At 73.6% G+C, this 24,804-nt stretch carries 20 protein-coding genes; 10 read left to right on the top strand and 10 right to left on the bottom strand.

Features of this window, described 5'->3' with window-relative positions:
- Window positions 1–16 precede the first annotated feature (16 nt).
- The gene (locus tag ACFP1K_RS15510; RefSeq protein ID WP_380752898.1) at window positions 17–1,567 is read left to right on the top strand and encodes a hypothetical protein; all 1,551 of its coding nucleotides are present in this window, start codon (window positions 17–19) and stop codon (window positions 1,565–1,567) included.
- 64 nt (window positions 1,568–1,631) lie between these two features.
- On the opposite strand, the gene ACFP1K_RS15505 is transcribed toward ACFP1K_RS15510, so the two are convergent.
- The 6 genes from ACFP1K_RS15505 to ACFP1K_RS15480 all read right to left on the bottom strand — a co-directional run bounded on the left by ACFP1K_RS15505 (window position 1,632) and on the right by ACFP1K_RS15480 (window position 6,854).
- Window positions 1,632–1,865, bottom strand: coding sequence for a hypothetical protein (locus ACFP1K_RS15505; protein ID WP_380752895.1), 234 nt, complete (start codon window positions 1,863–1,865; stop codon window positions 1,632–1,634).
- Between the two features lie 190 nt (window positions 1,866–2,055).
- Window positions 2,056–3,126: a hypothetical protein gene (locus ACFP1K_RS15500; RefSeq protein ID WP_380752892.1), complete on the bottom strand. Its 1,071-nt coding sequence runs from the start codon at window positions 3,124–3,126 to the stop codon at window positions 2,056–2,058.
- Between the two features lie 139 nt (window positions 3,127–3,265).
- A complete protein-coding gene (locus ACFP1K_RS15495) occupies window positions 3,266–4,663 on the bottom strand; it encodes a sensor histidine kinase (protein ID WP_380752889.1) in 1,398 nt (465 codons plus the stop codon).
- A gap of 298 nt (window positions 4,664–4,961) precedes the next feature.
- A complete protein-coding gene (locus tag ACFP1K_RS15490) occupies window positions 4,962–5,132 on the bottom strand; it encodes a hypothetical protein (RefSeq protein WP_380752886.1) in 171 nt (56 codons plus the stop codon).
- 235 nt (window positions 5,133–5,367) lie between these two features.
- The gene (locus ACFP1K_RS15485) at window positions 5,368–6,036 is read right to left on the bottom strand and encodes an ABC transporter ATP-binding protein (protein WP_380752883.1); all 669 of its coding nucleotides are present in this window, start codon (window positions 6,034–6,036) and stop codon (window positions 5,368–5,370) included.
- Window positions 6,018–6,854: an ABC transporter permease subunit gene (locus ACFP1K_RS15480; RefSeq protein ID WP_380752880.1), complete on the bottom strand. Its 837-nt coding sequence runs from the start codon at window positions 6,852–6,854 to the stop codon at window positions 6,018–6,020. The genes ACFP1K_RS15485 and ACFP1K_RS15480 overlap by 19 nt, the downstream gene beginning before the upstream one ends.
- Before the next feature lie 132 nt (window positions 6,855–6,986).
- Between ACFP1K_RS15480 and ACFP1K_RS15475 the strand changes: the two genes are divergently transcribed.
- Complete coding sequence (locus tag ACFP1K_RS15475) at window positions 6,987–7,808, top strand: DUF1206 domain-containing protein (protein WP_380752877.1); 822 nt, start codon at window positions 6,987–6,989, stop codon at window positions 7,806–7,808.
- Window positions 7,809–7,942: 134 nt separating this feature from the next.
- Here ACFP1K_RS15475 and icmF read toward each other — a convergent pair whose 3' ends face one another.
- Both icmF and ACFP1K_RS15465 read right to left on the bottom strand, forming a co-directional pair.
- Complete coding sequence (gene icmF, locus ACFP1K_RS15470; protein WP_380752874.1) at window positions 7,943–11,155, bottom strand: fused isobutyryl-CoA mutase/GTPase IcmF; 3,213 nt, start codon at window positions 11,153–11,155, stop codon at window positions 7,943–7,945.
- A 72-nt stretch (window positions 11,156–11,227) separates the two neighbouring features.
- Window positions 11,228–12,454 carry a serine hydroxymethyltransferase gene (locus tag ACFP1K_RS15465; protein ID WP_380752869.1) on the bottom strand — a complete coding sequence of 409 codons (1,227 nt, stop codon included), beginning with the start codon at window positions 12,452–12,454 and terminating at the stop codon, window positions 11,228–11,230.
- A 248-nt stretch (window positions 12,455–12,702) separates the two neighbouring features.
- On the opposite strand from ACFP1K_RS15465, the gene ACFP1K_RS15460 reads away from it, so the two are divergent.
- A complete protein-coding gene (locus tag ACFP1K_RS15460) occupies window positions 12,703–12,933 on the top strand; it encodes a DUF6400 family protein (protein WP_380752864.1) in 231 nt (76 codons plus the stop codon).
- Entirely contained in the window at window positions 12,914–13,150 is a 237-nt protein-coding gene (locus tag ACFP1K_RS15455) for a hypothetical protein (RefSeq protein ID WP_380752857.1), read from the top strand. Before ACFP1K_RS15460 ends, ACFP1K_RS15455 begins: the two co-directional genes overlap by 20 nt.
- Window positions 13,151–13,306: 156 nt before the next feature.
- On the opposite strand, the gene ACFP1K_RS15450 is transcribed toward ACFP1K_RS15455, so the two are convergent.
- Complete coding sequence (locus tag ACFP1K_RS15450; protein ID WP_380752850.1) at window positions 13,307–14,959, bottom strand: sensor histidine kinase; 1,653 nt, start codon at window positions 14,957–14,959, stop codon at window positions 13,307–13,309.
- Window positions 14,960–15,249: 290 nt separating this feature from the next.
- Between ACFP1K_RS15450 and ACFP1K_RS15445 the strand changes: the two genes are divergently transcribed.
- The gene (locus ACFP1K_RS15445; protein ID WP_380752844.1) at window positions 15,250–16,956 is read left to right on the top strand and encodes a P-loop NTPase fold protein; all 1,707 of its coding nucleotides are present in this window, start codon (window positions 15,250–15,252) and stop codon (window positions 16,954–16,956) included.
- 3 nt (window positions 16,957–16,959) lie between these two features.
- On the top strand, window positions 16,960–18,825 hold the full coding sequence (locus ACFP1K_RS15440) for a hypothetical protein (protein ID WP_380752841.1): 1,866 nt from the start codon (window positions 16,960–16,962) through the stop codon (window positions 18,823–18,825).
- 3 nt (window positions 18,826–18,828) lie between these two features.
- Here the strand turns inward: ACFP1K_RS15440 and ACFP1K_RS15435 are convergent, their stop codons facing one another.
- Entirely contained in the window at window positions 18,829–19,395 is a 567-nt protein-coding gene (locus ACFP1K_RS15435) for a TetR/AcrR family transcriptional regulator (RefSeq protein ID WP_380752838.1), read from the bottom strand.
- Window positions 19,396–19,540: 145 nt separating this feature from the next.
- Between ACFP1K_RS15435 and ACFP1K_RS15430 the strand changes: the two genes are divergently transcribed.
- From ACFP1K_RS15430 to ACFP1K_RS15415, 4 genes are all read left to right on the top strand, one after another.
- Window positions 19,541–21,145 (top strand): MDR family MFS transporter, encoded by a 1,605-nt coding sequence (locus ACFP1K_RS15430; RefSeq protein WP_380752835.1) that lies wholly within the window; start codon window positions 19,541–19,543, stop codon window positions 21,143–21,145.
- 99 nt (window positions 21,146–21,244) lie between these two features.
- Window positions 21,245–22,177 carry a Ppx/GppA phosphatase family protein gene (locus tag ACFP1K_RS15425; RefSeq protein WP_380752831.1) on the top strand — a complete coding sequence of 311 codons (933 nt, stop codon included), beginning with the start codon at window positions 21,245–21,247 and terminating at the stop codon, window positions 22,175–22,177.
- Between the two features lie 124 nt (window positions 22,178–22,301).
- Window positions 22,302–22,925: a hypothetical protein gene (locus ACFP1K_RS15420; protein WP_380752828.1), complete on the top strand. Its 624-nt coding sequence runs from the start codon at window positions 22,302–22,304 to the stop codon at window positions 22,923–22,925.
- A 275-nt stretch (window positions 22,926–23,200) separates the two neighbouring features.
- Window positions 23,201–24,787: an alpha/beta fold hydrolase gene (locus ACFP1K_RS15415; RefSeq protein WP_380752824.1), complete on the top strand. Its 1,587-nt coding sequence runs from the start codon at window positions 23,201–23,203 to the stop codon at window positions 24,785–24,787.
- Window positions 24,788–24,804: the final 17 nt, after the last annotated feature.

Below are 24,804 nucleotides of genomic sequence, written 5' to 3'. Positions count from 1 at the left end.
GAGTGAGGAGGATGTCGTGTCAGCAGGGCAGGCGGGAGGGTCCGGTGGCGGGGCGGCCTGGGGCGAGCTGGTCGCCCGGCGGGCGCGGCGCTGGTCCAGGGGTGTGCGCGATCACCGGCTGACCCGTGTCGCCTACGACGTCCCGGCGGTGTCGGCCGTCGCCCTGGCCGACGTCCCCGGCCGGGCGGCGGAGGACTGGCCGGACGGGGACTACGCCTGCGTCGGGGTCCGTTTCGCGGCCCGGCTGGGCCCGCTGCCGCGCGGGCGCCGCTACGTGGCCGTCTACCTGCGGGTCCGCCTGGACGATCACCGGGCGGCCGTGGTGGACCTGCGCGCGTCCGGCGGACCGGCCGGGCCGGGCGGGCGCCCGTCCGGCGCAGCCGATCCCGGGTATCCGGGCCAAGGGGACCGGACCTCCGGGGGATGGGGCGCCGAGGCTTGGGGTCCCGAGGCTTGGGGTCCCGAGGGCCGAGGTCCCGAAGGATGGGGTCCCGAAGGATGGGGTTCCGAGGCGGGGGGGTTCGGGAGGCGTGGTTCCCGGGAGCGGGGGAGCGGGGTGGGAAACGTGGCCCGGGTGTCGGCTACCGGGCTCGGGGACCCGGTGTTCGACTGGCTGTTCGGCGACGTGACCGGGCGGCAGGAGGTCCCGGGGGCCTGCGCGGGGTACGCCCTGCTGCGGGTGCCGTCCGGCATGGCCGAGCTGGCGGGGGAGCTGCGGGTGGACTCCTCGGTCCGCCATCCGGCCTTCTGGCGCGCGCCGGGGACCGGTGCGGTGGAGCACGTCCGCGCCCGCGCCCCCTGGCGCTTCACCGTCCCCGTCCCGCTCCTCACCCCGCTGGCCCCGCCCCGCACCCCCGCGGCCCGGGACGTGCCGGTGTCCCGCCGCGTCCCGCCGGAGGTCACGGCCGCGTCCGGGCCGTCCGGGGAGGGCACCTTCGCCGAGGGCCCGTTCGCGCCGGTCGGCCGTCCCCGGGAGGCACGGGTGCCGGACGGGGTGACGCGGGTGCGGTTGTGCCTGGCGGCGGACATGGAGCGGTTCAGCAGGTTCCGCAACCCCGAGGCGGTGCGGGCGCAGCGGCGGCTGGCGGACGTCCTGGCGCAGGCGCGCGAGCACGCGGGGCTGGCCGACGCGGACGTGGATCTCCAGCTGTCGGGGGACGGGCAGTTCGCCGTGCTGCCCGAGCACCTGGACGAGACGGTGGTGATCCCCCTGTTGGTCGAGGGGCTGCGGCAGTCGCTCGCGGAGGTCAACGCCGATCTGAGCGAGCACGCCAGGGTGCGCCTGCGGGTGGCCGTGCACCGCGGCCTCACCACCAGGGCGCGGAACGGCTGGGTCGGCGACGCCACCATCGCGGTGCGCCGCATCCTGGACTCGGCCGCCGCCCGGGAGGCGCTCAGCGGGCACCCCGGCGCCGACTTCGTGCTCATCGTCCCCGACGGTCTCTACCGCGACGTCATCGGGCACGGCTACGGACGGCTGCGCCCGGAGACGTTCCACCAGGTGGAGGCCACCCTCCCCGAAAAGGGCTTCACCGAACGCGCCTGGATCCACATCCCGGCGACCTGACCCGGCGCCGGGCGTTCGCGACCCGTTCCGCGGCGGGCGTACCGCCGCCGGCGTGCCGGTCGCGTCAGGAGGCCTGGGCGGCGATCCGGTCGAACAGCTCGATCGCGGCGTTGCGCACCTCGTCGGGCGTCACGCCGGAGAGCACGGCGCGGGCCTCGGGGAGGTCGCGGGTCGTGGCGAGCGTGATGGCCACCGACGTGGCGGCGGCGTGCCCGAGCGACCCGGCCGGCGCGGAGTCGGCCATCTCCTGGGCGTTCGTGGCGAGGTCGAGGTTGTCGGTCTTCGGTGCGGTGGTCAACGGATACTCCTCGCGAATGGTGGATCGGGCGGGTGTAGGTCACGGAGGCCGTCGTAGCTGCCCGGGGTGGCAAATGTTACGCAAGGCCGGCAACCACGCGACACTCTCATCCTCCCCCTGTCTTCCCGGACTTACGACACCGGCCCCGGGATGTCCGGACGATACTTTGTAAAGGGCGCCGGAGGGCGCGTCACGACCGGCTCGCCCCGGACGGCAGGGCGGTTTCCGGCCCGGCGGGCAGCGAGTGGGCGGCGGCGAGGTCGGCGGGAGCGTAGGCGCCCTGTTCGGTGACGATCCTGGTGACCAGGTGCGGCGGGGTGGCGTCGAAGGCGGGGTAGTAGCCGACCGTGCCCTCGGCGGCGGTGCGCGCGCCGAGGGCGTGCAGGACCTCCGTGCCGTCGCGGTGCTCGATCTCGACGTCCGCGATGCCGGGGGAGTGGGGGTCGGGGCCGTGGGCGAGCACGTAGAACGGCACGTCGAACGCCCGCGCGGCCAGCGCGACCGCAAGGGTCCCGACCTTGTTGACCACATGGCCGTCCATGGTGACCCGGTCGGAGGCGACCATCGCCACGTCGGCCAGCCCGCCGGCCAGGGCGGCGGGCACCATGCCGTCGGTGATCACCGTGGGCCGGTACCCCATCTCCACCAGGGTCGCGGCGGTCAGCCGGGCCCCCTGGAGGTACGGCCGGGTCTCGGTGCAGACGAACTCCAGCCGCTTGCCGAGGTCCTCGGCCGCCTGGACGGCCGCGATCAGGTAGGCGTCCCCCCAGCAGTGGGTGAGCACCCGCGCGCCGTCCGGCAGCAGCCCGGCGGCGTTGCGGCCGAGCGCCGCGCACCCCGCGCGGTACGCCGCGTCGTGCGCCGCCGCGGCCTCCGCCACCGCCGGGACCAGCTCCTCGCCGCTCGCTCCGGCCAGCGGGCCGTCCACCGTGGCCTGGAGGATCGCCCGGACCGCGTCCCTGATGTGGTTGTTGGTCGGACGGGTGGACACCAGCCTGCGTCCGGCCGCGCGCAGCCGCTCCGCGGCGTCCCCCGGCCCGGCGCCGCGCGCCTCGCGGGCGGCCAGCGCCATCCCGGCGGTGGTGGCGAACAGCGGCCCGTGGCTCTGGGTGACCATCTGCTCGATCGCCACCGCCACGTCCTCCACCGTGGCGCAGCGCACCCAGCGCCGCTCGAAGGGGTACACCCTGCGGTCGAGGATCTCCACCGCGTCCCCGGTGGCCCGCACCGAGTCGGCGAGCGAAGGCGTCTTCCTGGTCACGTTGCCGTCCTTCCCGTGGCCGCGCCGGGACGACCGTCCCACCGGCCATGCTCACGCCCGCGGAGCCGTACGGGAAGCCCCCGCGACCACACACATTAGGCGGCACGCCTGGCGGCGGCCTCGCGCGGGGCCTGCCGCCTCAGGGGCAGGTCGGCATCGGGGGAGGCCGGTGCGGCGGGGGAGCCGAGCCCGACAGCGGGAGGCGCAGCACGAAGCGGGCGCCCTGCTCGCTGGGCTCGATGGTGAGGGTTCCGCCGCTCATCTCGGCGATCTGGCGGGCGATGGCGAGGCCGAGGCCGGTGCCGCCGGAGTCCTTGCTCCGGGCGTCGGGCAGCCGGGTGAACCGCTGGAACACGATGTCCCACTTGTCCCGGTCGATGCCCGGCCCGTCGTCCGCGACCTCCAGGACCGCGAGCCCGTGGGGGTACCGCCGGTCGCCCGGGTCGGCGGTCTGCTTGCGGATCGACACGCAGACCGTGGTGTCGGCGTGGCGTTCGGCGTTGTCCAGCAGGTTGATGAGCAGCCGGGCCAGCCGCAGCGGGTCGCCCTCCACGACGACGTTCGGCTCCAGGTCCGGCTTGAGCTTCACACCCGAGTGCCGCCCGCTCATCTCCCCGGCGACCAGCGCGGACAGGTCGATCACCTCGTGCCCCCCCGGCGTCCCGGCGTCCAGGCGCGCGGCCATCAGCAGGTCGCAGACGATCGCCTGCAGGCGGTCCAGGCTGACCAGCAGGTTGTCGCCCACCACGTCCAGGCTGGTCTGCTCCGGCGCCAGCATGGCGTCCTCCACCTGGGCGCGCATGGCGGTGATGGGGCTGCGCAGGTCGTGGGAGGCGTCCGAGGCGAACTGGCGCTGCTGCTGCATGGCCACCTGCAGCCGTTCGAGGGTGCGGTTGACGCCCCGGGCCAGGTGGCTGATCTCGTCCTCACCCGGCGGCACGGGGACCCGCCGCTCGGGGCAGGCGGCGTTGATCACGTCCAGCTCGGCCCGGATGGCGTCCACCGGCCGCAGCGACGAGTTCAGCACGCGCCGGGAGCCGATGGCCGTGGCCGCGGTGAGGACGACCACGCCGAGGCCCAGCAGGGCGGCCAGCCGGGGGTGGACCAGCGTCGGCACCTCGGGCGCCGCGCTGTACACCATCCAGTCCTGCCCGCCGAGCAGCACGCGGTACCCGACCACCAGGTGGCATCCGGGCAGGACGCCGGAGCACACCGTGCGGTGCGCGACGGACGTGCCGTCGGGAGGGGTGAAGATGGCGATCGGCGGGGGATCGCGGCCGACGCCGGGCGTGGACGCGACTACCCGCCCGGCGGGGTTCACCACCTGGATGTGGTCCACCTGGCCGGACGTCCGGAGGACCGGGTCGCCCCCCGTCTGCAGCTCGGTGGCGGTCCGTGCCGCCGCGGCGGTCACCTCGCCGCGCAGGTACTCGCCGGCGAGGCGGTTGACCGTCAGCATGATGACGGCCGCCAGCAACGTCGACAGCAGTGCCGCCACCGTTCCCGCGAACAGGGTGATGCGAGTTCCGACCGACAACCGGCGCCACACGACCAATATCGGGTGCCTCCCGCTCCTCCGGCTATTCCCAGTCGACCACATCGACCGCGGACGCTTTCAGCGGGGTCAGGCATAAGCGCAGGTCAGGGCCGGGTAAGGCCGGAGCTATATGAATCGGCGGGGATCGCGGGCCGGAACCGGAACCGGCCGGCCCCGCGCAGGCCTGTGCGGCGAGCCGGCCGGTACGACCGGCGGACCGGCACGGCGGTTCGCCGGCATGGCGGGGCGGCCGGGGGACGGGGGAGAGGTTGTGGTGGTGGAGGCCGGCGGGGGGGGCTCAGTCGGTGTGGGACGAGCCGGCGGCTTCGCCGCGTGCCGATCCGCCGTCGCTCGTCGTCAGTGACCGCACCGTCTCGGTGAGGTGGGCCACCTGTAGCTCCAGATTGTGAACCCGCGCCTCCAACTCCATTGAGCTGGGCGGCTGATATGCGGCGATCTGCCTCGGCATCGGCGACCGCTCCCTTCCCTCTGGTGTGCGCGGCGTGAAGGGACGCGAGCGATGCCCGCGCGATCCCAGCTCTTTACCTCTGCCCACCCTGCGCGCAGACAAGCGCGCACGCCATCATTTACCCGGCGCGGGTTTGCCGGGAGCGGTCCCATGACCTGCTCTGGAACGCTCCGGAGAAGGCTCCGCACACCCCGTCACGGGTGTCCCCGCGACCCCTCGCACCGGGCGCCGTCCCTCAGGGCGGGCCGCCGCCGGCGGGGATCTCCTCGCGGAGGGCGGCGCCGTCGTGGAGGATCAGGACGCGCGCGGCCAGGGGGGACGCGTCCGCGGGCTCGCGGACGGCCAGGACGCACACGCCGGTGAAGGCGGCGAGGTGGTGACGCAGCAGGTCGCGGGCGCGGGGGCGGGACGAAGGGCCGGACAGGGGCTCGTCGAGGAGCAGCAGTCTCGGGCGGACGGCGAGCGCGCGGGCCAGGGCCACCCGGTGCGCCTGGCCGCCGGTCAGGTCGCGGGGGCGGGCGTGACGATGGTCGGTGAGGCCGACCTGTTCCAGCCAGACGGTCGCGGTGTGCCGGGCCGCCGGACGGGAGGCGCCGTGGCAGCGCGGGCCGAACGCCACGTTGTCCAGGACGCTCAGGTGCGGGAACAGGAGGGGGTCCGGCGGCACCATCGCCACCGGCCGCCGTCCGGCGGGCCAGGCCTCCATCGGGACGCCGTCCAGCGTGAGGTGCCCGCCCGCGGGCGGGTCCAGACCGGCCATCACCCGCAGCGCGGTCGTCTTCCCGGCGCCTTCCGGCCCGGCGAGAGCGACGACCTCGCCGGCCCGCACCGTGATCCGCAGGTCCAGCCGGAAGCCCGGATGCTCGGCCACCAGGTGGGCGTCCATCACGACGGACTCACCCACCGTCCCCGCAGGCACCACAGCACCCCGGCCGTCAACGCCAGCAGTACCGGCCCGGCCGCGAACGCCGCCTCCGGCATCGCCGCCACCTCCGCGACGGGCGGCGGGCCTCCACCGGGGAGGAGCGCGCCGGTGCCACCCGGGGTGAGGGCCGAGGTGACGGTCGTGACGGCCGTGGCCTCGCCGAGGGCCCTGGCCCAGCACAGGGCGGCGCCCGCGGCGAGACCCGGGGCGGTCAGGGGGAGGGTGATCCGGCGCAGGGCGGCGCCGCGGGTGGCGCCGAGGGCCAGGGCCGTCTCGGTGAGGCGGGGGTCGGCCGCGCGGAACGTGCCCTCGGCGCACAGCACGAGGAACGGCAGGGCGACGAACGCCTGGGCGAGCACCACGGCGGCGGCGGGCGGGACCGTGATCCCGAGCAGGGTGTACGGCCACCGGCCGAGCACGCCCCCCGGGCCGAGCACCGCCAGCAGCGCGACGCCGCCCGCCACCGGCGGCAGCACCAGCGGCGCCAGCACCAGCCCCCGCACGACCGGCCGTCCCCGGAAGTCCACCCGGGCGAGCATCCAGGCCAGCGGCACGCCGACGGCCAGGCACCAGAGGGTCGCGATCGACGAGGTCACCAGGGACAGCCGCAGCGCCGCCCCGGGCGCGGCGGTGAGGGACGGCCACGCCGGCCGCGCGAGCAGCCCGGCCAGCGGCAGCGCGACGAACAACAGTCCCGCCGCCGCCGGGACGATCACGCTCAACGGCACCGGGTGCGGCCCGGACGGCATCCGGCGGCGCACCCGCCGCCGCCCCCACACCGGCACCGGGATCCCCATGCCGCACTGCCTCCCCCCGATCCCCCCGCGCCACGCCGGAGCCCCCGGGTGGGCCACCGGAGAGGGTGGGAAAGGTTTACCAGGGGCGTTCCGGTGTAGAGGGGGGGCGGCTCGGACGAAAGGAGCTCTTCCATGAATTCCGTGGCATCAGCCGGTGGGCAGATGAGCGGTGCCGCGCGGCGGGCGGCGAACCATCCGACTTTCGAGAAGCTCGCACGGTTCGGGATGGCCTGCCGCGGAGTCATGTACGCGCTGATCGGCGTACTCGCCCTGCGCATCGCGTTCGGCGGGGGCGGCGAGGAGGCGGACAAGACCGGGGCGGTGCGCACGGTCGCCGACCAGCCGTTCGGGACGGTGCTGCTGTGGCTGCTCGCCGTGGGCTTCGCGGCCCTGGCGCTCTGGCAGCTCTCCGAGGCGTTGTTCGGCGGGTTGAAGACCTCGGAACGGGTCGAGGCCGCTTTCCGCACGGTCGTGTACGCACTGGCGGTGGCCACCATCCTGAGCTTCCTGCTGAGCGGCAGCACGGGCTCCTCCACCGACGACCAGTCCAAGGACCTGACCGCGACGATCATGGACTGGCCCGGCGGGCGGTTCATCGTCGGGCTGATCGGCCTGGCGGTCATCGGCCTCGGCGCCTACTGGATCCACCAGGGCGTCAAGAAGAAGTTCCTCAAGCACCTGCGCGTCGCGGAGATCTCCCCGCGCACCCGCGGCGTGGTGGAGAAGCTGGGCATGGCGGGTTACGTCGCGCGCGGCGTGATCGCGGCCGCCGCGGGAGTGTTCGCCGTGCACGCGGCGATCGTCTTCGACCCCGACGAGGCCAAGGGCATCGACTCCACGCTCCGCTCCTTCGCCGAACTCCCCTACGGCCCGTGGCTGCTCGGCCTCGTGGCCCTCGGCCTGCTGCTGTTCGCCGTCTACTGCTTCGCCGAGGCCCGCTGGCGCCGCACCTGACCGGCTCGTTCCCCTGACGGGGGGACTTGATCGGCGTCCCTGTGGGGTCCGGGCCCGGAGAACGGGCCGGACCCCACAGGCATGTCCGGACCATCCGCGGGCCGGACGCGGCCGGACCCGCCGGGGGCCGGACGTCAGACGTTGCGCCGGTACTGGCCGCCCGCCTCGAAGAGGGCCTCGGTGATCTGGCCGAGGGAGCAGACCCGGGCGGCGTCCATCAGGGCGGCGAAGGCGTTGCCGTCCGTCATCGCCACCTCCTTGAGGCGCCGCAGGGCCGCAGGAGCCTCGTCGGCGTGGGCACGCTGGAAGTCCCGGAGCCGGGTGAGCTGGTTCCGCTTCTCCTCCTCGGTGCCCCGGGCCAGCTCCAGGGCGCCGTGCTCCTGGTCCCCGGCGGGGTTGCGGAAGGTGTTGACCCCGATGATCGGCAGCGACCCGTCGTGCTTGCGGGTCTCGTACAGCATCGACTCGTCCTGGATCCTGCCGCGCTGGTAGCCGGTCTCCATCGCGCCGAGCACGCCACCCCGCTCCGACAGCCGCTCGAACTCGGCGAGCACGGCCTCCTCCACCAGGTCGGTGAGGTCCTCCACCACGAAGGAGCCCTGCAGGGGGTTCTCGTTGGCTGCCAGGCCCCACTCCCGGTTGATGATCATCTGGATGGCCATGGCGCGGCGCACCGAGTCGGGGCTCGGCGTGGTGACCGCCTCGTCGAAGGCGTTGGTGTGCAGGCTGTTGCAGTTGTCGTACACCGCGATCAGCGCCTGCAGCGTGGTGCGGATGTCGTTGAAGTTCATCTCCTGGGCGTGCAGCGACCGCCCGGAGGTCTGGATGTGGTACTTGAGCTTCTGCGAGCGCTCGCCCGCGCCGTACCGGTCGCGCATGGCGACCGCCCAGATCCGGCGGGCCACCCGGCCGAGGACGCTGTACTCGGGGTCCATGCCGTTGGAGAAGAAGAACGACAGGTTGGGCGCGAAGTCGTCCACCGCCATGCCCCGCGCGAGGTACGCCTCCACGTAGGTGAAGCCGTTGGCCAGCGTGAACGCCAGCTGCGTGATCGGGTTGGCCCCGGCCTCGGCGATGTGGTACCCGGAGATCGACACCGAGTAGAAGTTGCGCACCCGGTTGGCGATGAACCACTCCTGCACGTCGGCCATCATGCGCAGCGAGAAGTCGGTGGAGAAGATGCAGGTGTTCTGCCCCTGGTCCTCCTTGAGGATGTCGGCCTGCACGGTGCCGCGCACGCTCGCCAGCGTCGCCGCGCGCACCGCCTCGGCCTCGGCGGCGTCCGGCCGCCTGCCGTGCTCGGCGGCGAAGCGGTCCAGCGCCTGGTCCGTCGCGGTGTGCAGGAAGAACGCCAGGATCGTCGGGGCGGGCCCGTTGATGGTCATGGACACCGAGGTGGACGGCGAGGTGAGGTCGAAGCCGTCGTACAGCGTCCTCATGTCGTCCACGGTCGCGATCGACACCCCGGAGGTGCCCACCTTGCCGTACACGTCGGGCCGCTCGGCGGGGTCGTTGCCGTACAGGGTGACCGAGTCGAAGGCCGTCGACAGCCGGACGGCGGGCTGGCCCTGCGACAGCAGCTTGAACCGCCGGTTGGTGCGGAACGGGTCGCCCTCCCCGGCGAACATCCGGGTGGGGTCCTCGTCGGCCCGTTTGAACGGGAACACCCCGGCCGTGAACGGGAACCGGCCGGGCAGGTTCTCCGAGCGCAGGAACCGCAGCAGGTCGCCGTGGTCGGTGTACCGGGGCAGCGCGACCCGGGGCACGCGACTGCCCGACAGGGTGGTGCGCCACAGCGGGGTGCGCTGCTCGGCGCCGCGCACCGTGACCACCAGCTCGTCGGCGGAGTAGGCGGCGACCGTCTCCGGCCAGCCGTCCAGCTGCGCCCGGTCGGCGGGGTCCTGCTCGGCGTCGGCCCGCTCGCGCAGCGCGTCCAGCGCCGCGGTGTCCCCGCCCTCGGCGGCCACCAGCGCGGACGCCTCGGCGAGCCGCTGGCGGCGGCGGGCGATCTCGGCCTGCTGGGCGGTGCGCCCGTGGTGGCCGCGCACCGTCTCGGCGATGTCGGACAGGTAGCGCACCCGGGACGGCGGCACGATGGCGGTGCCCAGGCTGGAGGTCGTGGTCTCGGACGCCGGCAGCAGCCCGGCGCCCCTCGGCAGCCCGTGCTCCTCCAGCAGGGCGCGCAGCCGGTGGTAGAGGGCGGTGACGCCGTCGTCGTTGAACCGCGCGGCCACCGTGCCGTACACCGGCATGTCCTCCGGCGCACTGCCGAACGCCTCGCGGTTGCGCACCAGCTGGCGCCGCACGTCGCGCAGCGCGTCCTGCGCGCCGCGCCGGTCGAACTTGTTGATCGCGACCACGTCGGCGAAGTCCAGCATGTCGATCTTCTCGAGCTGGGAGCTCGCGCCGAACTCGGGGGTCATGACGTACAGCGACACGTCGCTGAACGGGATGATCGCGGCGTCGCCCTGGCCGATGCCGGGGGTCTCCACGATCACCAGGTCGTACCCGGCGGCCCGGCACACCGTGATCACGTCGTCCAGGTGCTCGGGCAGCTCGTGGGCGCCGCGGGTGGCCAGGGAGCGGAAGAAGACGCGGTCGCCGCCGAGGCTGTTCATCCGGATGCGGTCGCCGAGCAGCGCCCCGCCGCCGCGGCGCCTGGTGGGGTCGACCGCGATCACCGCCACCTGGAGCTTGTCCTCGTCGTCGAGCCGCAGGCGGCGCACGAGCTCGTCGGTGAGCGACGACTTGCCGGACCCGCCGGTGCCGGTGATGCCGAGCACCGGCACGCGCCGGCCGTCCGCCGCCGCGCGCAGCTTCGCCAGGTACGCCTCGTCCGCCCTGCCCGTCTCGGCGAAGGTGATCGCGCGGGCCACCGCGCCGTGGTCGCCGGGCACGGCGGGCGGCTCGGCGCCCTCGGTGAGGTCGACGTCGCAGGCGGCGACGATCGTGTTGATCATCCCGGCGAGGCCGAGGCGCTGGCCGTCCTCGGGGGAGAAGACCTTGGTGACGCCGTGCTTCTCCAGGGCGGCGATCTCGGCGGGCACGATGACGCCGCCGCCCCCGCCGTACACCTTGACGTGCCCGGCGCCCCGCTCGCGCAGCAGGTCCACCAGGTAGGTGAAGAACTCGACGTGGCCACCCTGGTAGGAGCTGATCGCCACGGCCTGGGCGTCCTCCTGGATCGCCGCGGTGACGATCTCCTCCACCGAGCGGTCGTGGCCGAGGTGGACGACCTCCGCGCCCTGGGACTGCAGGATGCGCCGCATGATGTTGATGGCCGCGTCGTGCCCGTCGAACAGCGCCGCAGCGGTGACGACGCGTACGGGATTGGCAGGTGCGTGCACGGCGTGCCTCCGGGTTACTAGGACGTCCTACTAAATTGTAGGTCGTCCTAGTAATAATCTGTACCCTGTCGATCAGCCTGCCGCGCGCGCCTCGCCGATCGAGTGTCGTAGTGCCACCGTGTCCGCGCGCACCGCCGCCGGATCCTCGCCCTTGAGCAGGGCCCGCGCCATGAGCCCGGCCACGGCCGGCATGTGGCGCGGTCCGAACCCGTGCCGGGTCACCTCCTGGGTGCCGATCCGCAGGCCCCGCATCGGCTCGCCGGACGGCCCGCCGGGCAGGCCGATCCCGCTCAGGTAGATCCCCGCCGCCGCGAGCGCCCGCGCCGCCGGGTCGCCGCCGCCGAACGCCGAGGCGTCCACCGCGACGTGGTGGGAGACCGTGCAGCCGAGCCCGGCCGCCGCCACCGTGAACCCGGCCGAGCGCAGCTCCCCGGCCAGCGCCCTGGCGTTGGCCAGGCACGCGTCCGCGTAGGCCGGGCCGGTCTCGGCCAGCTCGGCGGCGGTGACGGCCAGCGGGGCCAGCCGGGCGGCGTCGTAGTTGGCGGTCAGGCCCGGGTAGGCGGCGGCCGACAGCCGCTCGGCCAGCCCGGCGTCCCGGGTGACGATCGCCGCGCCCGGCGGGCCGCCGAACGACTTGTAGGTGGACATGGTCAGCACGTGCGCGCCCTCGGCCAGCGGGCGCTGGAAACGCCCGCCCGCGATCAGCCCGGCCACGTGCGAGGCGTCGTAGACCAGCGTCGCCCCCACCTCGTCGCAGGCCGCCCGCACCGCCCCCACGTCGTGCGGGAACAGCATGAGGCTGCCGCCGATCACCACGATCGCCGGGCGCTCGCGGCCCAGGAAGGCGGGCAGCCGCTCCAGGTCGACGTTGAACGCGGCGTCGTCGTACGGCAGGTCCGCCACCCGCAGCCCGCGCACCCCGGCCGCGCCCTGCGCGTGGTGGCTGGCGTGCCCGCCGGCCGCCTCGGGCAGCACGGCGACCGTGTCGCCCGGCCGGGCGAGGGCCGTGTAGCAGGCCAGGTTGGCCAGCGTGGCGCTCTGCAGCCGCACCTCGGCGTACTCACCCTCCATGAGCGCGGCCATCCGCAGCGGCGCCAGCGTCTCCAGCACGTCCAGGTGGTCCAGTCCCGCCTGGAACTTGTCGCCGGGCCATCCCATGGAGGGGCGGGTGGACACCGCCGCCCGGTGCGCCGCGCGGGCGCGCGGGCTCATCGTGTTGGTGCCCGCGTACAGGACGACGCCGTCGTCGTCGAACGCGCGGCGGTGCGCGTCCAGCGCGCCGGTGACGGCCCGCACCACGCCGTCGGCGTCCAGCCCGCCGAGGGCGGCCTCGAGTTCGGCCAGGCGCCGTCGCGCGCGGGGGGAGGCCCAGGGGGCGACGCGGCTCTGCGTGTCCAGGGTGACCAGCTCCGTTCAGGGGGCAAAGGGAGATCTTTCGGCGTCCGGCCGCGGTATACCCGCTCTGGCCAGCAGACACCCATATAACTCTTATAAGGTGTCAAAGCCGACAAATCCCACGGAAAGCCCTGTTTATGCACTCTGATCACATGGATGTGTTCGAGTTCGACCTGACCGCGCACGAGGCGCGCCGCCGGGCCGAGGTGGTCGCCGCGCTCGGCGACGGCTGGGACCCGGTGGCCGTGCTGCGCTCGGAGCAGGAGGCGTACGACCTGCTCTATTCGGGCCTGGACGAGGACCAGCGGCGCACCTACGCGATGCTGGCCGACGCCGGCGTCCTGCCGCCCCGGGAGGACGGCCGTGCTGCCGATCGACCCTGACGCCGACCTGGGCCGCCGCGCCTGGGTGGCCTGCCCGCGGTGCCGCGACGACCGGGACTGCGCCCCCTGCGGCGACGGCCGCAACTGCGGCGACCACTGGCGCTACCTGCTCGGCTCGACCGGCGGCGTGATCCACCTCCAGTGCCCCACCTGCACCCACCTATGGAGCCACGAGACCGGCTTCGGCGCCGGCGGCCGCCCCGCCCATTTGTGGTGACAGTGGTGCCAGTGATGCCAGTGGTGACACAGGCACACTGACCTCACCGTTCCTCGCGGTGGCACCGTCCCGGCCGCGACGTTCCTCGCGGTGGCACCGTTCCGCCGTGACGGCGAGGCCGGGTGTTTCCGCCGCGCTGCTCCCGTGCGTGTCCGCCTATGGCCCCGGGTCCTGGGGGACGGTCGCGATCGCCTGTCCGGCGGGTCGCGGGGTGGCGGTCGTCCGGGTCCCCGGGTCCGGTGACGTGAGGTCCGGGACGGGGAGGGTGAAGACGAACCTGCTGCCCTCGGCTACGCCGGTGTCCAGGTGGATCTCCCCGCCGTGGTACTCCACGATCTTCTTGCAGAGAGCGAGGCCGATGCCGGTGCCGTCGTACTCCTCGCGGTTGTGCAGGCGCTGGAAGATCACGAAGATCTTGTCCGCGAAGCGGGGCTCGACGCCGATGCCGTCGTCCTGGACGGCGACCTCCCACATCTTCCCGGCGCGCTCCACGGTGATCCGCACCTGCGGTGCCCGGCCGGGTACCCGGAACTTCACCGCGTTGCCGATGAGGTTCTGCCACAGCATGGTCAGCAGGCCGGGGTCGCCGACCACCTCGGGGAGCGCGGGCCGCGCCACCACGGCCCCGGTCTCCTCGACCAGCGTGTCCAGGTTGGCCAGCGCCGCCTCCAGCGGCCGGTCGAGCGGGACGGGCACGTGCTCCTCGTGCGCGCGGCCGACCCTGGAGAACGTCAGCAGCCCGCTGATCAGCGTCTGCATGCGCTTGGCGCCGTCCACCGCGAACGAGATGTACTCGTCGGCCCGCTCGTCCAGCTGACCGGCGTACCGGCGCTGCAGCAGCTGGCAGAACGCCGTCACCTTGCGCACCGGCTCCTGCAGGTCGTGCGAGGCCACGTAGGCGAACTGCTCCAGCTCGGAGTTGGACCGGCGCAGCTCAGCGGCCTGCTCGCTCAGCAGGTCGGTCTGCTCCTGCAGCAGCCGCCGCGCCTCCTGGGAGACGGTGAGCTCGGTGGCGATCCGCTGCCGCATCGCCTCGACGCCCGCGGCGAGCGCGGTGATGTCGCTCGGCCCGCGCACGTCGATGCCGCGCCCGAAGTCGCCGCCGGCCGCGCGCCGCGCCGCCGTGCCGAGCCGGTCCAGGGGCCGCAGCACCGTGTACCGCAGCAGGATCGACACCGAGACGAGGGTCAGCACGAACACCACCAGGACGGCCGTGACGATCAGGTTGCGCCACAGCCGCGCGGTCTCCAGGGCCGCCTCGGCCCGCGCCTGCCCGCGGTCCAGGTCGCGCTCCTGCGCGGCCAGCGCCCGGCGGATCCCGTCGAACAGCTCCTTGCCCCGCGCGGCCTGCGCCGGGGTGACCGTGCCCGCGCCCCGCTCGGCGACCGCCGCCGCCATCGGCTCCGCGTAGTCCTCGCGCCACGACGCGGCGCCCCGCAGCACCGCGTCGAGGCCGCCGATCAGCCCGGTGCCCCCCAGCGCACTCCGCAGCCGGGCGACCGAGGCCGTCTCCTCGGCCACACCCCGCCGGTAGGGTTCGAGGAACTCCGGCCGCCCGCTCAGCACGTACCCGTGCAGCCCGGCCTCCTGGTCGAACAGCGCCGTGCGCAGCCGGTGGAACGCGAGCACCCCTGGGAAGATCTGCCGGGTCACCTGGTCGGTGGCCTGGCTGGTGGCGCTCAGCGCCCAGGTCATCAGCCCGGCCGACACGGCCAGCAGTACGGCGAGACTCCCCAGCGTGACCGTGAACCAGGCCCGCGTGCTCAGCCGCCGCCACCGCGCCACCGGAACCCCGCCGGATCCCTGCACACCACCCTCCTCAGCGTCCTCACCGGTTGACCGACCCTATCCGGATTTTCCCCTTTCAGTCCTGGCCACGGCACCGCCTGGCGGTGGCGCGGCGCATCCCCCTATCCGGGGATGGCCGGATCCCGGCGGGGCGTCCATAGTCATGAATGGCGAACCCCGGCCGTCCCGACTGAAGCCGGGTAAAGATCGAGCAAGACGAATCCCTTGATTTCACGCTTCAGGGGGCCCACAGTGGATTTCCGTGCGGCCGTTCCCGGGGGGGAACCCACATTGAGCGGGTCACGACCGGTATGACCACCGACACGAAACCGGAACGGGCCGGCGGGCAGCCGGCCAGGCGCGGGAGAAGGCTGCCCGCCGCCGTCCTCGTCCTCATCGTCCTCGCCACCCTCGTCGACCTGCTCGGCGCCGTGTGGCCCGCCGCGGTGACGCGGCTGATCCCGACCGGCCTCGCTCCGGTCGCCGCTCTGACGGCGCTGGTGCTGCTCGCGCACCGCCTCCACGCGCGGCTGCCCGCCCTCGCCGGGTTCGTCCTGCCGCTGGTGCTGGTCAACGCGGTGCTCTCCGCGATCGAGGTGCCCGGCCACCTCGGGCCGGCGGAGCGGACCGCGGCGATGGACACCGCCCTGCGCGTGCTGTGGGCCCTGTTCATGCTCTACCTCGTCGGCAAGGTGCTGCTGCTTCGCCGGTTCGCCCGCCGCGCCTACCCGGCGGGGGACCGGGTGCCCGACCCGATGACCCCACTGCCCTCGCAGGAGAAGGACCTGGAGAAGCTGGCCGCCCTCGTCGCCCCGGCCGGGGACGAGGCCGGGCGGGTGGTGCCGCTGCGCGGGCGCTGGGGCGAAGGCAAGTCGTTCCTGCTGCGGCTGCTCAAGGAACGCTGGGACCCCGACCCGGGCGCGCCCGCCCTGGTGATCGTGGACGTGTGGCAGCAGGAGACCGAGGCGGACCTCCAGGTCAGCATCATCGAGGCCGTGCTGAGCCACCCGAGCTACCTGCGGGACCTGCGCTGGTGCCGCATCCCGGTCTCCTTCCTGTTCGCCCGGCCGGTCGCGGGCCTGCGCGACTCGGTGCGCAGCGTCCAGTTCAGGATGCTGGAGAGCCGCGCCGGCAACCTGGAGGCCGAACTGCAGCTGCCCCGGGTCAGCTGGCAGGGACTGTTCGAACGCCTCACCCAGAGCGGGGCCCGCTGCCGCACCGTGATCGCCCTGGACGAGGCCGACCGCGCCACCCCGACCGTGACGCAGGCCGCGCTGACCCTCGCCCGCCGCTCCGCCGACAGCCCCCGCGTCACCGTCCTGCTGCCCTACATCCAGCCGCTGATCAGGTACAAGGCGTTCAACCCGCTGCTGCCCACCCTCCCGGACCTGGCCTCGTCCATGCAGGCCGTGCTGTACGAGGAGGCCATGGCCCCCGGCGGCCTGGCCGCGGCCGGTCACGGCCCCGACGGCGACGGCTCGATCCTGGACATGATCAAGAGGAGCAACTCCGGGTGGCGGGCCGCCGTCAAGGACATGCCGGGGGAGCAGATGCGGCTGGAGCCCACCGGCGCCGGCGAGGTCCTGCCGTGGCTGCTGGCCGCGACCTTCGCCTCGGCCGGGCCGGAGCGGCGCCAGATGCTCCAGGCGAGGTTCGAGGAGAAGTACCTCGGCCCGGCCGGGCTGCGGATAGCCCCGCCCGGCGCCGACGACCTCGCCGCCATGCTGGGGATCCTCGTACGGGTCCGGGACATCGTGGAGCACAAGCTCCTGCACGAGAAGCCGCTGTCCGCGCGGACCCACGAGGAGCTCGGCACGGCGATCCGCCAAGGACTGGAGCGCTGGCACAGCCGGCTGGCGACGGTCCCGCCGCTGCGCATCCTGGAGGGACGCCTGCACGAGGTGTTCTACGCCGCGGGCACGCCAGCCCGCCCGTGCGATCCCCGGGTGGTCGCCACCCTGGCACTGGCCGCCTACGACGTCGCCGCGCTGATCCACGGCGCCACTTTGGAGGGGTAGACGATGACCCATCCGCCTGCCGGACCCGGGGACGGTGCGGCGCCGCGGGCCGGGGTCCCGGCCGACGAGTCCGCCCAGCGGCTGGTGCCGCTGCGCGCCGCGACCTCCAAGGAGGTCTCCACCAGCGAGTCCGCGCCGCTGCCCGCCGAGTCCGCGCCCAGCGACCAGCAGACCTTCGCGGAGCTGTACGAGGACAGGCTCCGCGACATCTGGAGGGCGGTCCACGGCACCACCCCCGACGCCGTCGTCGGCGCGGACGCGGAGGGATGGCTGCTGGTCAGGGACGCGGTGTTCGCCGCCGGTTTCCTGTCCACACTGACCGAGGCCGTCCTGCGGCGCAGCATGGAGTCCGCCGCCGGGGACGAGCCGCTCGACGGCGACGCCGACATCGTGGAGCTCCAGGTCGCCTCGGTCACCGAGAACATGCCGGAGGCGATGCTGGAGAGGTTCATGCGCGGGCCGCTCGCCGCCACCGTGGAGCGACTGGAACGGCAGGGCGCCACGCGGGAGCAGGTGGCGGACATCATCCTGCGGCCGCTGCGCAGGGTGGTCGGCCGCCCCGGGGCCACCGTCCTGTCCATGCACCTGCTCGGCTACGTGCAGGCGCAGCGGAACCGCACCCTCGCCTACTACCTCACCGTGGCCATCATCGCCGACATGCTCGGGGAGTCCGCCGACCCGGAGTCCTCCGTCGCCTCGGTCATCGCCTACCACTGCGCCGTGCGCGGGGTGTGGCGGCTGGTCGCCGAGGACGAGGTGCGGTTCGAGGGCCGCGCGCGCCGGTTCGTCTCCACCAACACCACCAACCTCGCCACCGAGATGTGGAAGCTCATCGAGGCGGTGCAGCTCGGCGGCGAGCCGGGGGAGGCCCAGCACAACGTCGTGCGGAACCTCAAGACGATCGCGGCGGTCACCAAGGAGGCCCCGGCGGTCGAGGACGGCGACGCCACCACCCTGCTGGAGGCGCTCGGCGTGCCGGCCTCCCCGCCGCAGGCCGCGCTCGCGGTGATCCGCACCATCGGCATCGGCGTGGCCGACCTGTGGAGCGACGACCTGCTGGACCAGGCGCGGCTGCTGTCCACCGGCGCGGTCGCCGCCGCGACCATGGACGAGGCCGACCGCATGCCCGCGGCCTTCTTCAACGCCGGGGTGACCCTGCTGCAGAGCCCGCAGCGGGAGAGCGCCCCCGTGATCTGGGCGCGGATGGTGCTCAACCTCCTCGGCATGCGGTGGGCGCTCGCGGAGGACGACGCGCTGGAGGCGTTCATCGCGGGGGACGGGCTGGACTGCGCGGTGAACCTCCTCGGCAGCGCCGTGGAGCACCGGCGGCACGTCCGGGACCGGCCGATGCCGCCGGAGGTGCTGACGGTCGCGGGGCTCGTCCTCGGGCTGCAGGCCGTGATGCCCGACCGTCCGCAGAACCGCCTGAAGCTGTCGAGGATCTCCGGCTCGGGCCGCATCCTGGAGATCGCGCCGCTGCGGTTCACCGATCCGCGGCAGCTGGCGGCCGCCGTCGAGGCGGCGCTCACGACGCTGCGCGTGACGACCGGCGGGACCTGGCAGGACGACGCCGGCGCGCTGCTCGACACGGCGCGGACCGTGCGCTGGACGTTCGAGGATCTGCTCGACCGCCCGACGTGGCCCCTGGCCGCCCGCCTCACGGAGCTGGTCGCCATGCGGGCCGACGCCGGGAAGGTGTTCCTGGAGGTCTACGCCGAGTACGCCCAGCCGTACGACGACCCGTACGGCACCGGCCCGCTGGTCCGGGCGCGCATGCTGCCCACGCGCCAGTGGGGGGAGCGCTGCGCCCGCCTGCTCGGCACCGTCCCCGACTCGATGGTCGGGGCGCTGCGCAGCTTCAGCATCTGAGGCTCAGGCCTCGCCGGGGCGGGGCTCGATCAGTTCCATGGCCACCTGGAGGGCGGCCTCCTTGCGCTCCTCGTCGCTGATCTTGTCGTCGTTGAGGACGAAGACGGCGCCGTGCAGGGCGAACAGGGCCATGGAGGAGCGCAGGCGCTTGGTGACGGGGTCGCCCTCGTCCCACAGCACGCCGATCATGCTGACCATCAGGTCGCGCATCTTGCCGACCTTGGGGTTCTCGCGCAGCGCGGTCTGGTTGCGCTCCATGAACCTCATGAACGCCTGGTGGTGGCTGCCGAACAGCTCCTCGGCGTACCGCCGGACGAACTCCCGCCGGGTCTCGATGGTGCGCGGCTGGTCCTGCGCCCACTTGACCAGCCGTTCGATCGCCGCCTGCCGCTCCTCGCTGAGGCTGGCGATGATGTCGTCCTTGGTCTTGAAGTGGTAGTAGAGGGCGGCTTTGGTGACACCGAGGGCCTCGGCGATCTCGCGCAGTGACGTCGCCTCGTAGCCCTGTTCGGTGAACAGGCGCAGGGCGATCTCCTGGATGCGGGTTCGCGTGTCGGTCGTTTCCCTCATGTCTCCCCAGACGTTTCCTCGGGCCACTATTTGACTTGACGGTCGGCAAGTAAGGCCCCTACCGTTGCACTATACTAACTTACCGGTCGTCAAGTAAGTCCAGCTTTCCGCACGACCTGGGCAGCACCAAGGGGGCACAAAGAAAATGACGGAAACCGAAGCCGAGGCGGTTCCCGGCAGGCGGCGGGAGGTCATGCTGGTCCTTCCGGGCCTGATGCTGGCCGTGATCCTGGCCATGCTCGACAACATGATCGTCGGCACCGCGCTTCCACGCATCGTGGGTGAGCTCGGCGGCCTGGCCCACCTGTCGTGGGTCGTCACCGCCTACGTCCTGGGCACCACGGTGTCCACCCCCATCTGGGGCAAGATCGGTGACCTGTACGGCCGCAAGAACATCTTCCTGGCGTCGATCATCATCTTCCTGATCGGCTCGGTGCTGTGCGGCATGGCGGGCTCCGCCATGTTCGGCGGCACCGGCGGGGGCATGGGCGAACTGATCGCCTTCCGCGCCCTGCAGGGCCTCGGGGCCGGCGGCCTTCTGGTGAACGCCATGGCGATCATCGGCGACCTGGTGCCGCCCCGCGAGCGCGGGCGCTACCAGGGCATCATGGCCGCCATGATGTCGCTCGCGATGATCGCGGGCCCGCTGGTCGGCGGCTTCATCACCGACCACCTCAGCTGGCGCTGGGCGTTCTACGTCAACCTGCCCATCGGCGCCGTCGCGTTCGTGTGGCTGGTGTTCCGGCTCCACCTGCCGAAGTACCGCACCGAGCACCGCATCGACTGGCTGGGCGCCGGCCTGCTCGGCGTGGGCATCACCGCGCTGGTCCTGATCACCACCTGGGGCGGCACCGAGTACGACTGGGCCTCCCCGCAGATCATCGGCCTGGCCGCGGTCGCGGTGATCACGCTGGTCCTGTTCATTCCCGTGGAGCGCCGGGTCGCCGAGCCGATCCTGCCGCTGCACGTCTTCAAGGACCGCAACTTCACCCTCATCTCGCTGGTCGGCTTCCTGCTCGGCTTCGCGATGTTCGGCGCGATCAACTTCCTGCCGCTGTTCCAGCAGACCGTCCAGGGGGCCTCGGCCACCAACTCGGGCCTGCTGCTCCTGCCGATGATGGCCGCGATGATGGTCGTCTCGCTGTTCGTCGGCCAGGCCATCACCAGGACCGGCCGCTACAAGATCCACCCGGTGATCGGCGGCGTGCTCATGGTGATCGCCATGTGGCTGCTGTCGCTCCAGGACGTCAACACCCCGAGCTGGCAGACCGGCGTGTTCATCGCGGTGCTCGGGCTCGGCATGGGCTTCCTCATGCAGACCACGATGCTCATCGCGCAGAACAGCGTCGAGCAGAAGGACCTCGGCGTGGCCAGCAGCGCCTCCACGTTCTTCCGCTCCATCGGCGGCTCGTTCGGCGTCTCGATCTTTGGGGCCATCTTCAACCACCACCTCACCGCCAACCTCACCGACAAGCTCGGCTCGCAGGCCGCGTCGCTGGCCGAGGGCGGCGGCGGGCGCCTGGACCCGACGTCCCTCTCGCAGCTGCCGGCGCAGGTGCGCGTCGGGTTCCTGGAGTCGCTCGCCTCGTCGATCTCCAGCGTGTTCTTCTGGGCGATCCTGTTCGCGGTGGCGGTTCCGCTGCTCGCCGCGTTCGTCAAGGAGGTCCCGCTGCGCGGCGGCCCGGTCTCCCCGTCCGGCGAGGACGACGACCAGGGCCGGGCCCAGCAGGTCCTGGCGGCGCTCGACTGAGCGTGCCGTCCTGACCCGAGGCCGTCCGGTGGCCGTGATCCCTCCCGGGGTCACGGCCACCGTCGTGTCCGGGTACCCAAGGGGTAGTAGCGTCAGCTCATGAGAGTCGGCGTTCTGGACATCGGTAGCAACACGGTCCACCTCCTGGTGGTCGACGCCCACCGGGGCGCGCAGCCGCTACCCGCCTTCTCCCACAAGGCCGAGCTGCGCCTGGCCGAGCACCTGCACGACGGCAACACCCTGTCGCCCGACGGCGAGCGCAGGCTGCGCAAGTTCATCGAGGACTCGCTGCGCATCGCCGAGGACAAGGGCGTGGAGGACGTCATGGCCTTCGCCACCTCCGCGGTCCGCGAGGCGGTAAACGGCGAGGAGGTGATCGCGGGCCTGCGGTCGGCCACCGGCGTGGACGTCCAGGTGCTCTCCGGGCGCGAGGAGGCGCGGCTCACGTTCCTCGCGGTGCGGCGGTGGTTCGGCTGGTCCTCCGGGCGGCTGCTCGTGCTGGACATCGGCGGCGGCTCCCTGGAGATCGCCTCGGGCATGGAGGAGGCGCCGGACGTCGCGGTGTCCCTGCCGCTCGGCGCAGGGCGGCTCACCCGCGAGTGGTTCGCCGCCGACCCGCCGTCCGCCAAGGAGGTCCGGGCCCTGCGCAAGCACGTCCGCGCCGAGATCGGCCGGATCGTCGGCGACGTCGTCAGGCACGGCCGGGCCGACCACGCGGTCGCCACCTCCAAGACGTTCCGCCAGCTCGCCAGGATCGCCGGCGCCGCGCCGTCCGGCGAGGGCGCGTACGTCAAGCGCACGCTGACCAAGGAGGACCTGTCCCGCTGGACCGAGCGGCTGGTCACCATGACCCACGCCGAACGGGCCGCCCTCCCCGGCGTCTCGGCCGGCCGCGCCCCCCAGCTCGCCGCGGGGGCCGTCGTCGCCGACGCCACCATGGACCTGTTCGACGTGCCGTCCTTGGAGATCTGCCCCTGGGCCCTGCGCGAAGGCGTCATACTTCGCCGTCTGGACACGATGCCGGGCTCCTGACCGCCCCGCGCCACGCGTCCCCCCAGTCGCACCCGAACCACTGTCCCACCTGCTGAAACCAAGGTGTGAGCGTGCCCGTCGCGGGCACGTGAGGCCCATACACAAGAGAAGAGGAGGACGGGCGATGATGGCGATCATCGGCACGGTCTACACACTTCTGGCCGTCCTGATGCTCGTGACCCTGGCACTGGTACTGGTCGCCGTGCTCACCTTGATCACTCTGGCCCTCCTGGCCTCCAACACCAACCCGGAGCCCGGCCCGGAGGCCGAACCTCACACGGCCACCGAGCCGCAGCCGGCCGCCGAGCCACGGGTGACCATCGCACCGCGGGCACCCGCCGAGCCACGTATGGCTCCCGGCCCGCAGGTGGCGTTCGAGCTGGTAGTGCCTGCCGAGCCACGCGTGGCCGTCGATCCAGGGGTTCCCGCCGAGCCTCGCGTGGCGATCGAGCCACGGGTGGCCGCGGGGCCGGATCCCGCGGCCGTGCCCCACGTGGCCGCGGGGCCGGATCCCGCCGTCGTGCCTCAGGTGCCCGCCGGGCCGCGCCGTGATCCGGTGCGTCCGGCCTCGGCGCCCCGGCCGGACTTCCTCCCGCACACCGCGGCCGAGCACCGCAAGGACGCGGCGTCGCACGCGGCTCCAGGGTCACTGTGGGCAGGGGCGGCACCCTGGCCGGCGTCCCAGCTGCTGGGCCTGAAGTACGTGCCGAGGCGCTCCCGGCCGGTCGTCCCGCCGACGCAGCGGTAGGCCCGCCCGCCTCGCGCGAACGCCCCGGTGGCCGGGACGGGTGCTCGGCGGGAGGGGTGCCGTACGCCATGACTGCGATCACGGGCGGCACACCGCCGACCAGGGCGGACGTCACGTGACCCGGTCGCGCTCTTGACGGGGGGCTGTCTCCGCGTGACCGTCGGGGTCCGGATCCATCCGACCGTCCCCGGCGAAGGAGCCCCCATGCCGTCACGGCTGGACTCTCAGCACGTCTGTGACCGCGTGCCGTCCGCGAGCCGACAGGGGGCGGCGACATGACGGACCGGACAGGAGGCGCCGGTCGCCCGCGGAGCCGGTTCACGCGTACGGCCCTGGCCGTGGCGCTGACGGCGGCCGTGTCGGCGTTCCCCGCCCCCGCGGCCGCCGCGCCGTCCGGGCCGGTCCCGGCGCCTGCCCGGGTACGGGCCGCGACGCACTCCACCGGGGACGCGGCGGGCTCGCCCGCGGCCGGTCGTGCCCACGGCGCGGCGGGGACGAGCCTGCGGTGGACCGCCTGCGCCGGGGTGGACGATCCCGCGTTGCGGTGCGCGTCGGTGCGGGTGCCGCTGGACCACCGGCGCCCGCACTGGAGGGCGATCTCGATCGCGATCTCCCGGCTGCCCGCCACCGACCCCGCCCGGCGGCGGGGCGTGCTGCTCACCACCGGCGGCGGCCCTGGCGGCCCCGGGGTGCCGCTGCCGGTGAGCCTGGCGCCCTTCTTCTCCGGCGACGTCCGCGCCCGGTACGACCTGATCGGCTTCGACATCAGGTTCGCCGAGCGCAGCACGCCGATCGGATGCGGGCAGCCCGCCGAGGAGCCGGGCGGCTTCTGGGTGCGCACCGCGAGGCAGGGGAGCCTCCCGGCCGACGCCGCCGCGGCCCGGCGCTACGCCGAGGACTGCGTGCGCGCGGCGGGCTGGGCCCTGCCGCACGCCACCACGGCGAACGCCGCCCGGGACATGGACCTCATCCGGGCGGCGCTGGGCGAGGAAAGGATCTCCTACATCGGCGGGTCGTCCGCGGGGATGCTCGGGGCCGCCTACGGCACCCTGTTCCCGCACCGGGTGGACCGGTTCGTCCTGGACAGCCCGGTGTACGGGGACATCGCGTGGCGGGCCTTCGAACTGTCCCGCACCCCGGCCATGGAGGCCGGGATGGCCGCCTTCGCCGCCTGGACCGCCGAACGGGACTCCGCCTACGCGCTGGGCGGCACACCGGCCGAGGTGACCGCCGCGGTCACCCGCCTGCTCGACCGGGCCGCGAGCGCGCCGATCGTCATCGCCGGCCACCCGTGGACGGCGGGTGAGCTCGGCTACCTGCTGGTGGCCGCGGTCTACTACGACCGGTACTTCGGCCTGATCGCCGCCGCGCTCTCCGCCGTCGCGGCCGGCCGGGAGCCGTTCGTGCCGTTCCCCATCCGCCCGGCGCCCCCGGACGCCACGGTCCCGGTGGACAACCACACCGCCACCAGCACGGCCTACCGCTGCGCCGACGGTCCGTGGCCCCGCGACCCACGCGCCTACCGGCGCGACCTGGACTCCTACACGCGGCGCCATCCGCTGTTCGGCCCGGCCAACGCCAACATCACCCCCTGCGCCTTCTGGCCGCGCCCCGAGGACGGCCCCGTGTCGCTCCGCCACACCCGCGCCCCCGGCGCCCTGGTCCTCGCGGCCCTCCGTGACGCCGCCGTGCCACCGGACTCCAGCCGCGCCGTCGCCGCGCGGATCCGGGGATCCCGCCTGGTCACCGTGGACGCCCAGACCCACGCCCCGTTCCCCTACCAGGGCGACCCGTGCGTCAACGGCGCCGTGAACGACTACCTGGCCACAGGAGTCCTGCCTCCGGCCGACGTCGCCTGCTGAGCCGCCCCGCCGGGGGG

The sequence above is a fragment of the Sphaerisporangium aureirubrum genome, from assembly GCF_042658925.1.
GTDB classification, from domain to species: domain Bacteria; phylum Actinomycetota; class Actinomycetes; order Streptosporangiales; family Streptosporangiaceae; genus Sphaerisporangium; species Sphaerisporangium aureirubrum.
This window is presented reverse-complemented; position numbering and strand designations above follow the sequence as displayed.

Bases quoted from the DNA above. Each gene is read 5' to 3' on its own strand.
- ACFP1K_RS15490 (WP_380752886.1), bottom strand. From the start codon at position 5,132: ATGCCGAGGCAGATCGCCGCATATCAGCCGCCCAGCTCAATGGAGTTG.
- ACFP1K_RS15480 (WP_380752880.1), bottom strand. From the start codon at position 6,854: ATGGGGATCCCGGTGCCGGTGTGGGGGCGGCGGCGGGTGCGCCGCCGG.
- ACFP1K_RS15475 (WP_380752877.1), top strand. From the start codon at position 6,987: ATGAATTCCGTGGCATCAGCCGGTGGGCAGATGAGCGGTGCCGCGCGG.
- ACFP1K_RS15460 (WP_380752864.1), top strand. From the start codon at position 12,703: ATGGATGTGTTCGAGTTCGACCTGACCGCGCACGAGGCGCGCCGCCGG.
- ACFP1K_RS15445 (WP_380752844.1), top strand. From the start codon at position 15,250: ATGACCACCGACACGAAACCGGAACGGGCCGGCGGGCAGCCGGCCAGG.
- ACFP1K_RS15440 (WP_380752841.1), top strand. From the start codon at position 16,960: ATGACCCATCCGCCTGCCGGACCCGGGGACGGTGCGGCGCCGCGGGCC.
- ACFP1K_RS15435 (WP_380752838.1), bottom strand. From the start codon at position 19,395: ATGAGGGAAACGACCGACACGCGAACCCGCATCCAGGAGATCGCCCTG.
- ACFP1K_RS15430 (WP_380752835.1), top strand. From the start codon at position 19,541: ATGACGGAAACCGAAGCCGAGGCGGTTCCCGGCAGGCGGCGGGAGGTC.
- ACFP1K_RS15425 (WP_380752831.1), top strand. From the start codon at position 21,245: ATGAGAGTCGGCGTTCTGGACATCGGTAGCAACACGGTCCACCTCCTG.
- ACFP1K_RS15420 (WP_380752828.1), top strand. From the start codon at position 22,302: ATGATGGCGATCATCGGCACGGTCTACACACTTCTGGCCGTCCTGATG.
- ACFP1K_RS15415 (WP_380752824.1), top strand. From the start codon at position 23,201: ATGACGGACCGGACAGGAGGCGCCGGTCGCCCGCGGAGCCGGTTCACG.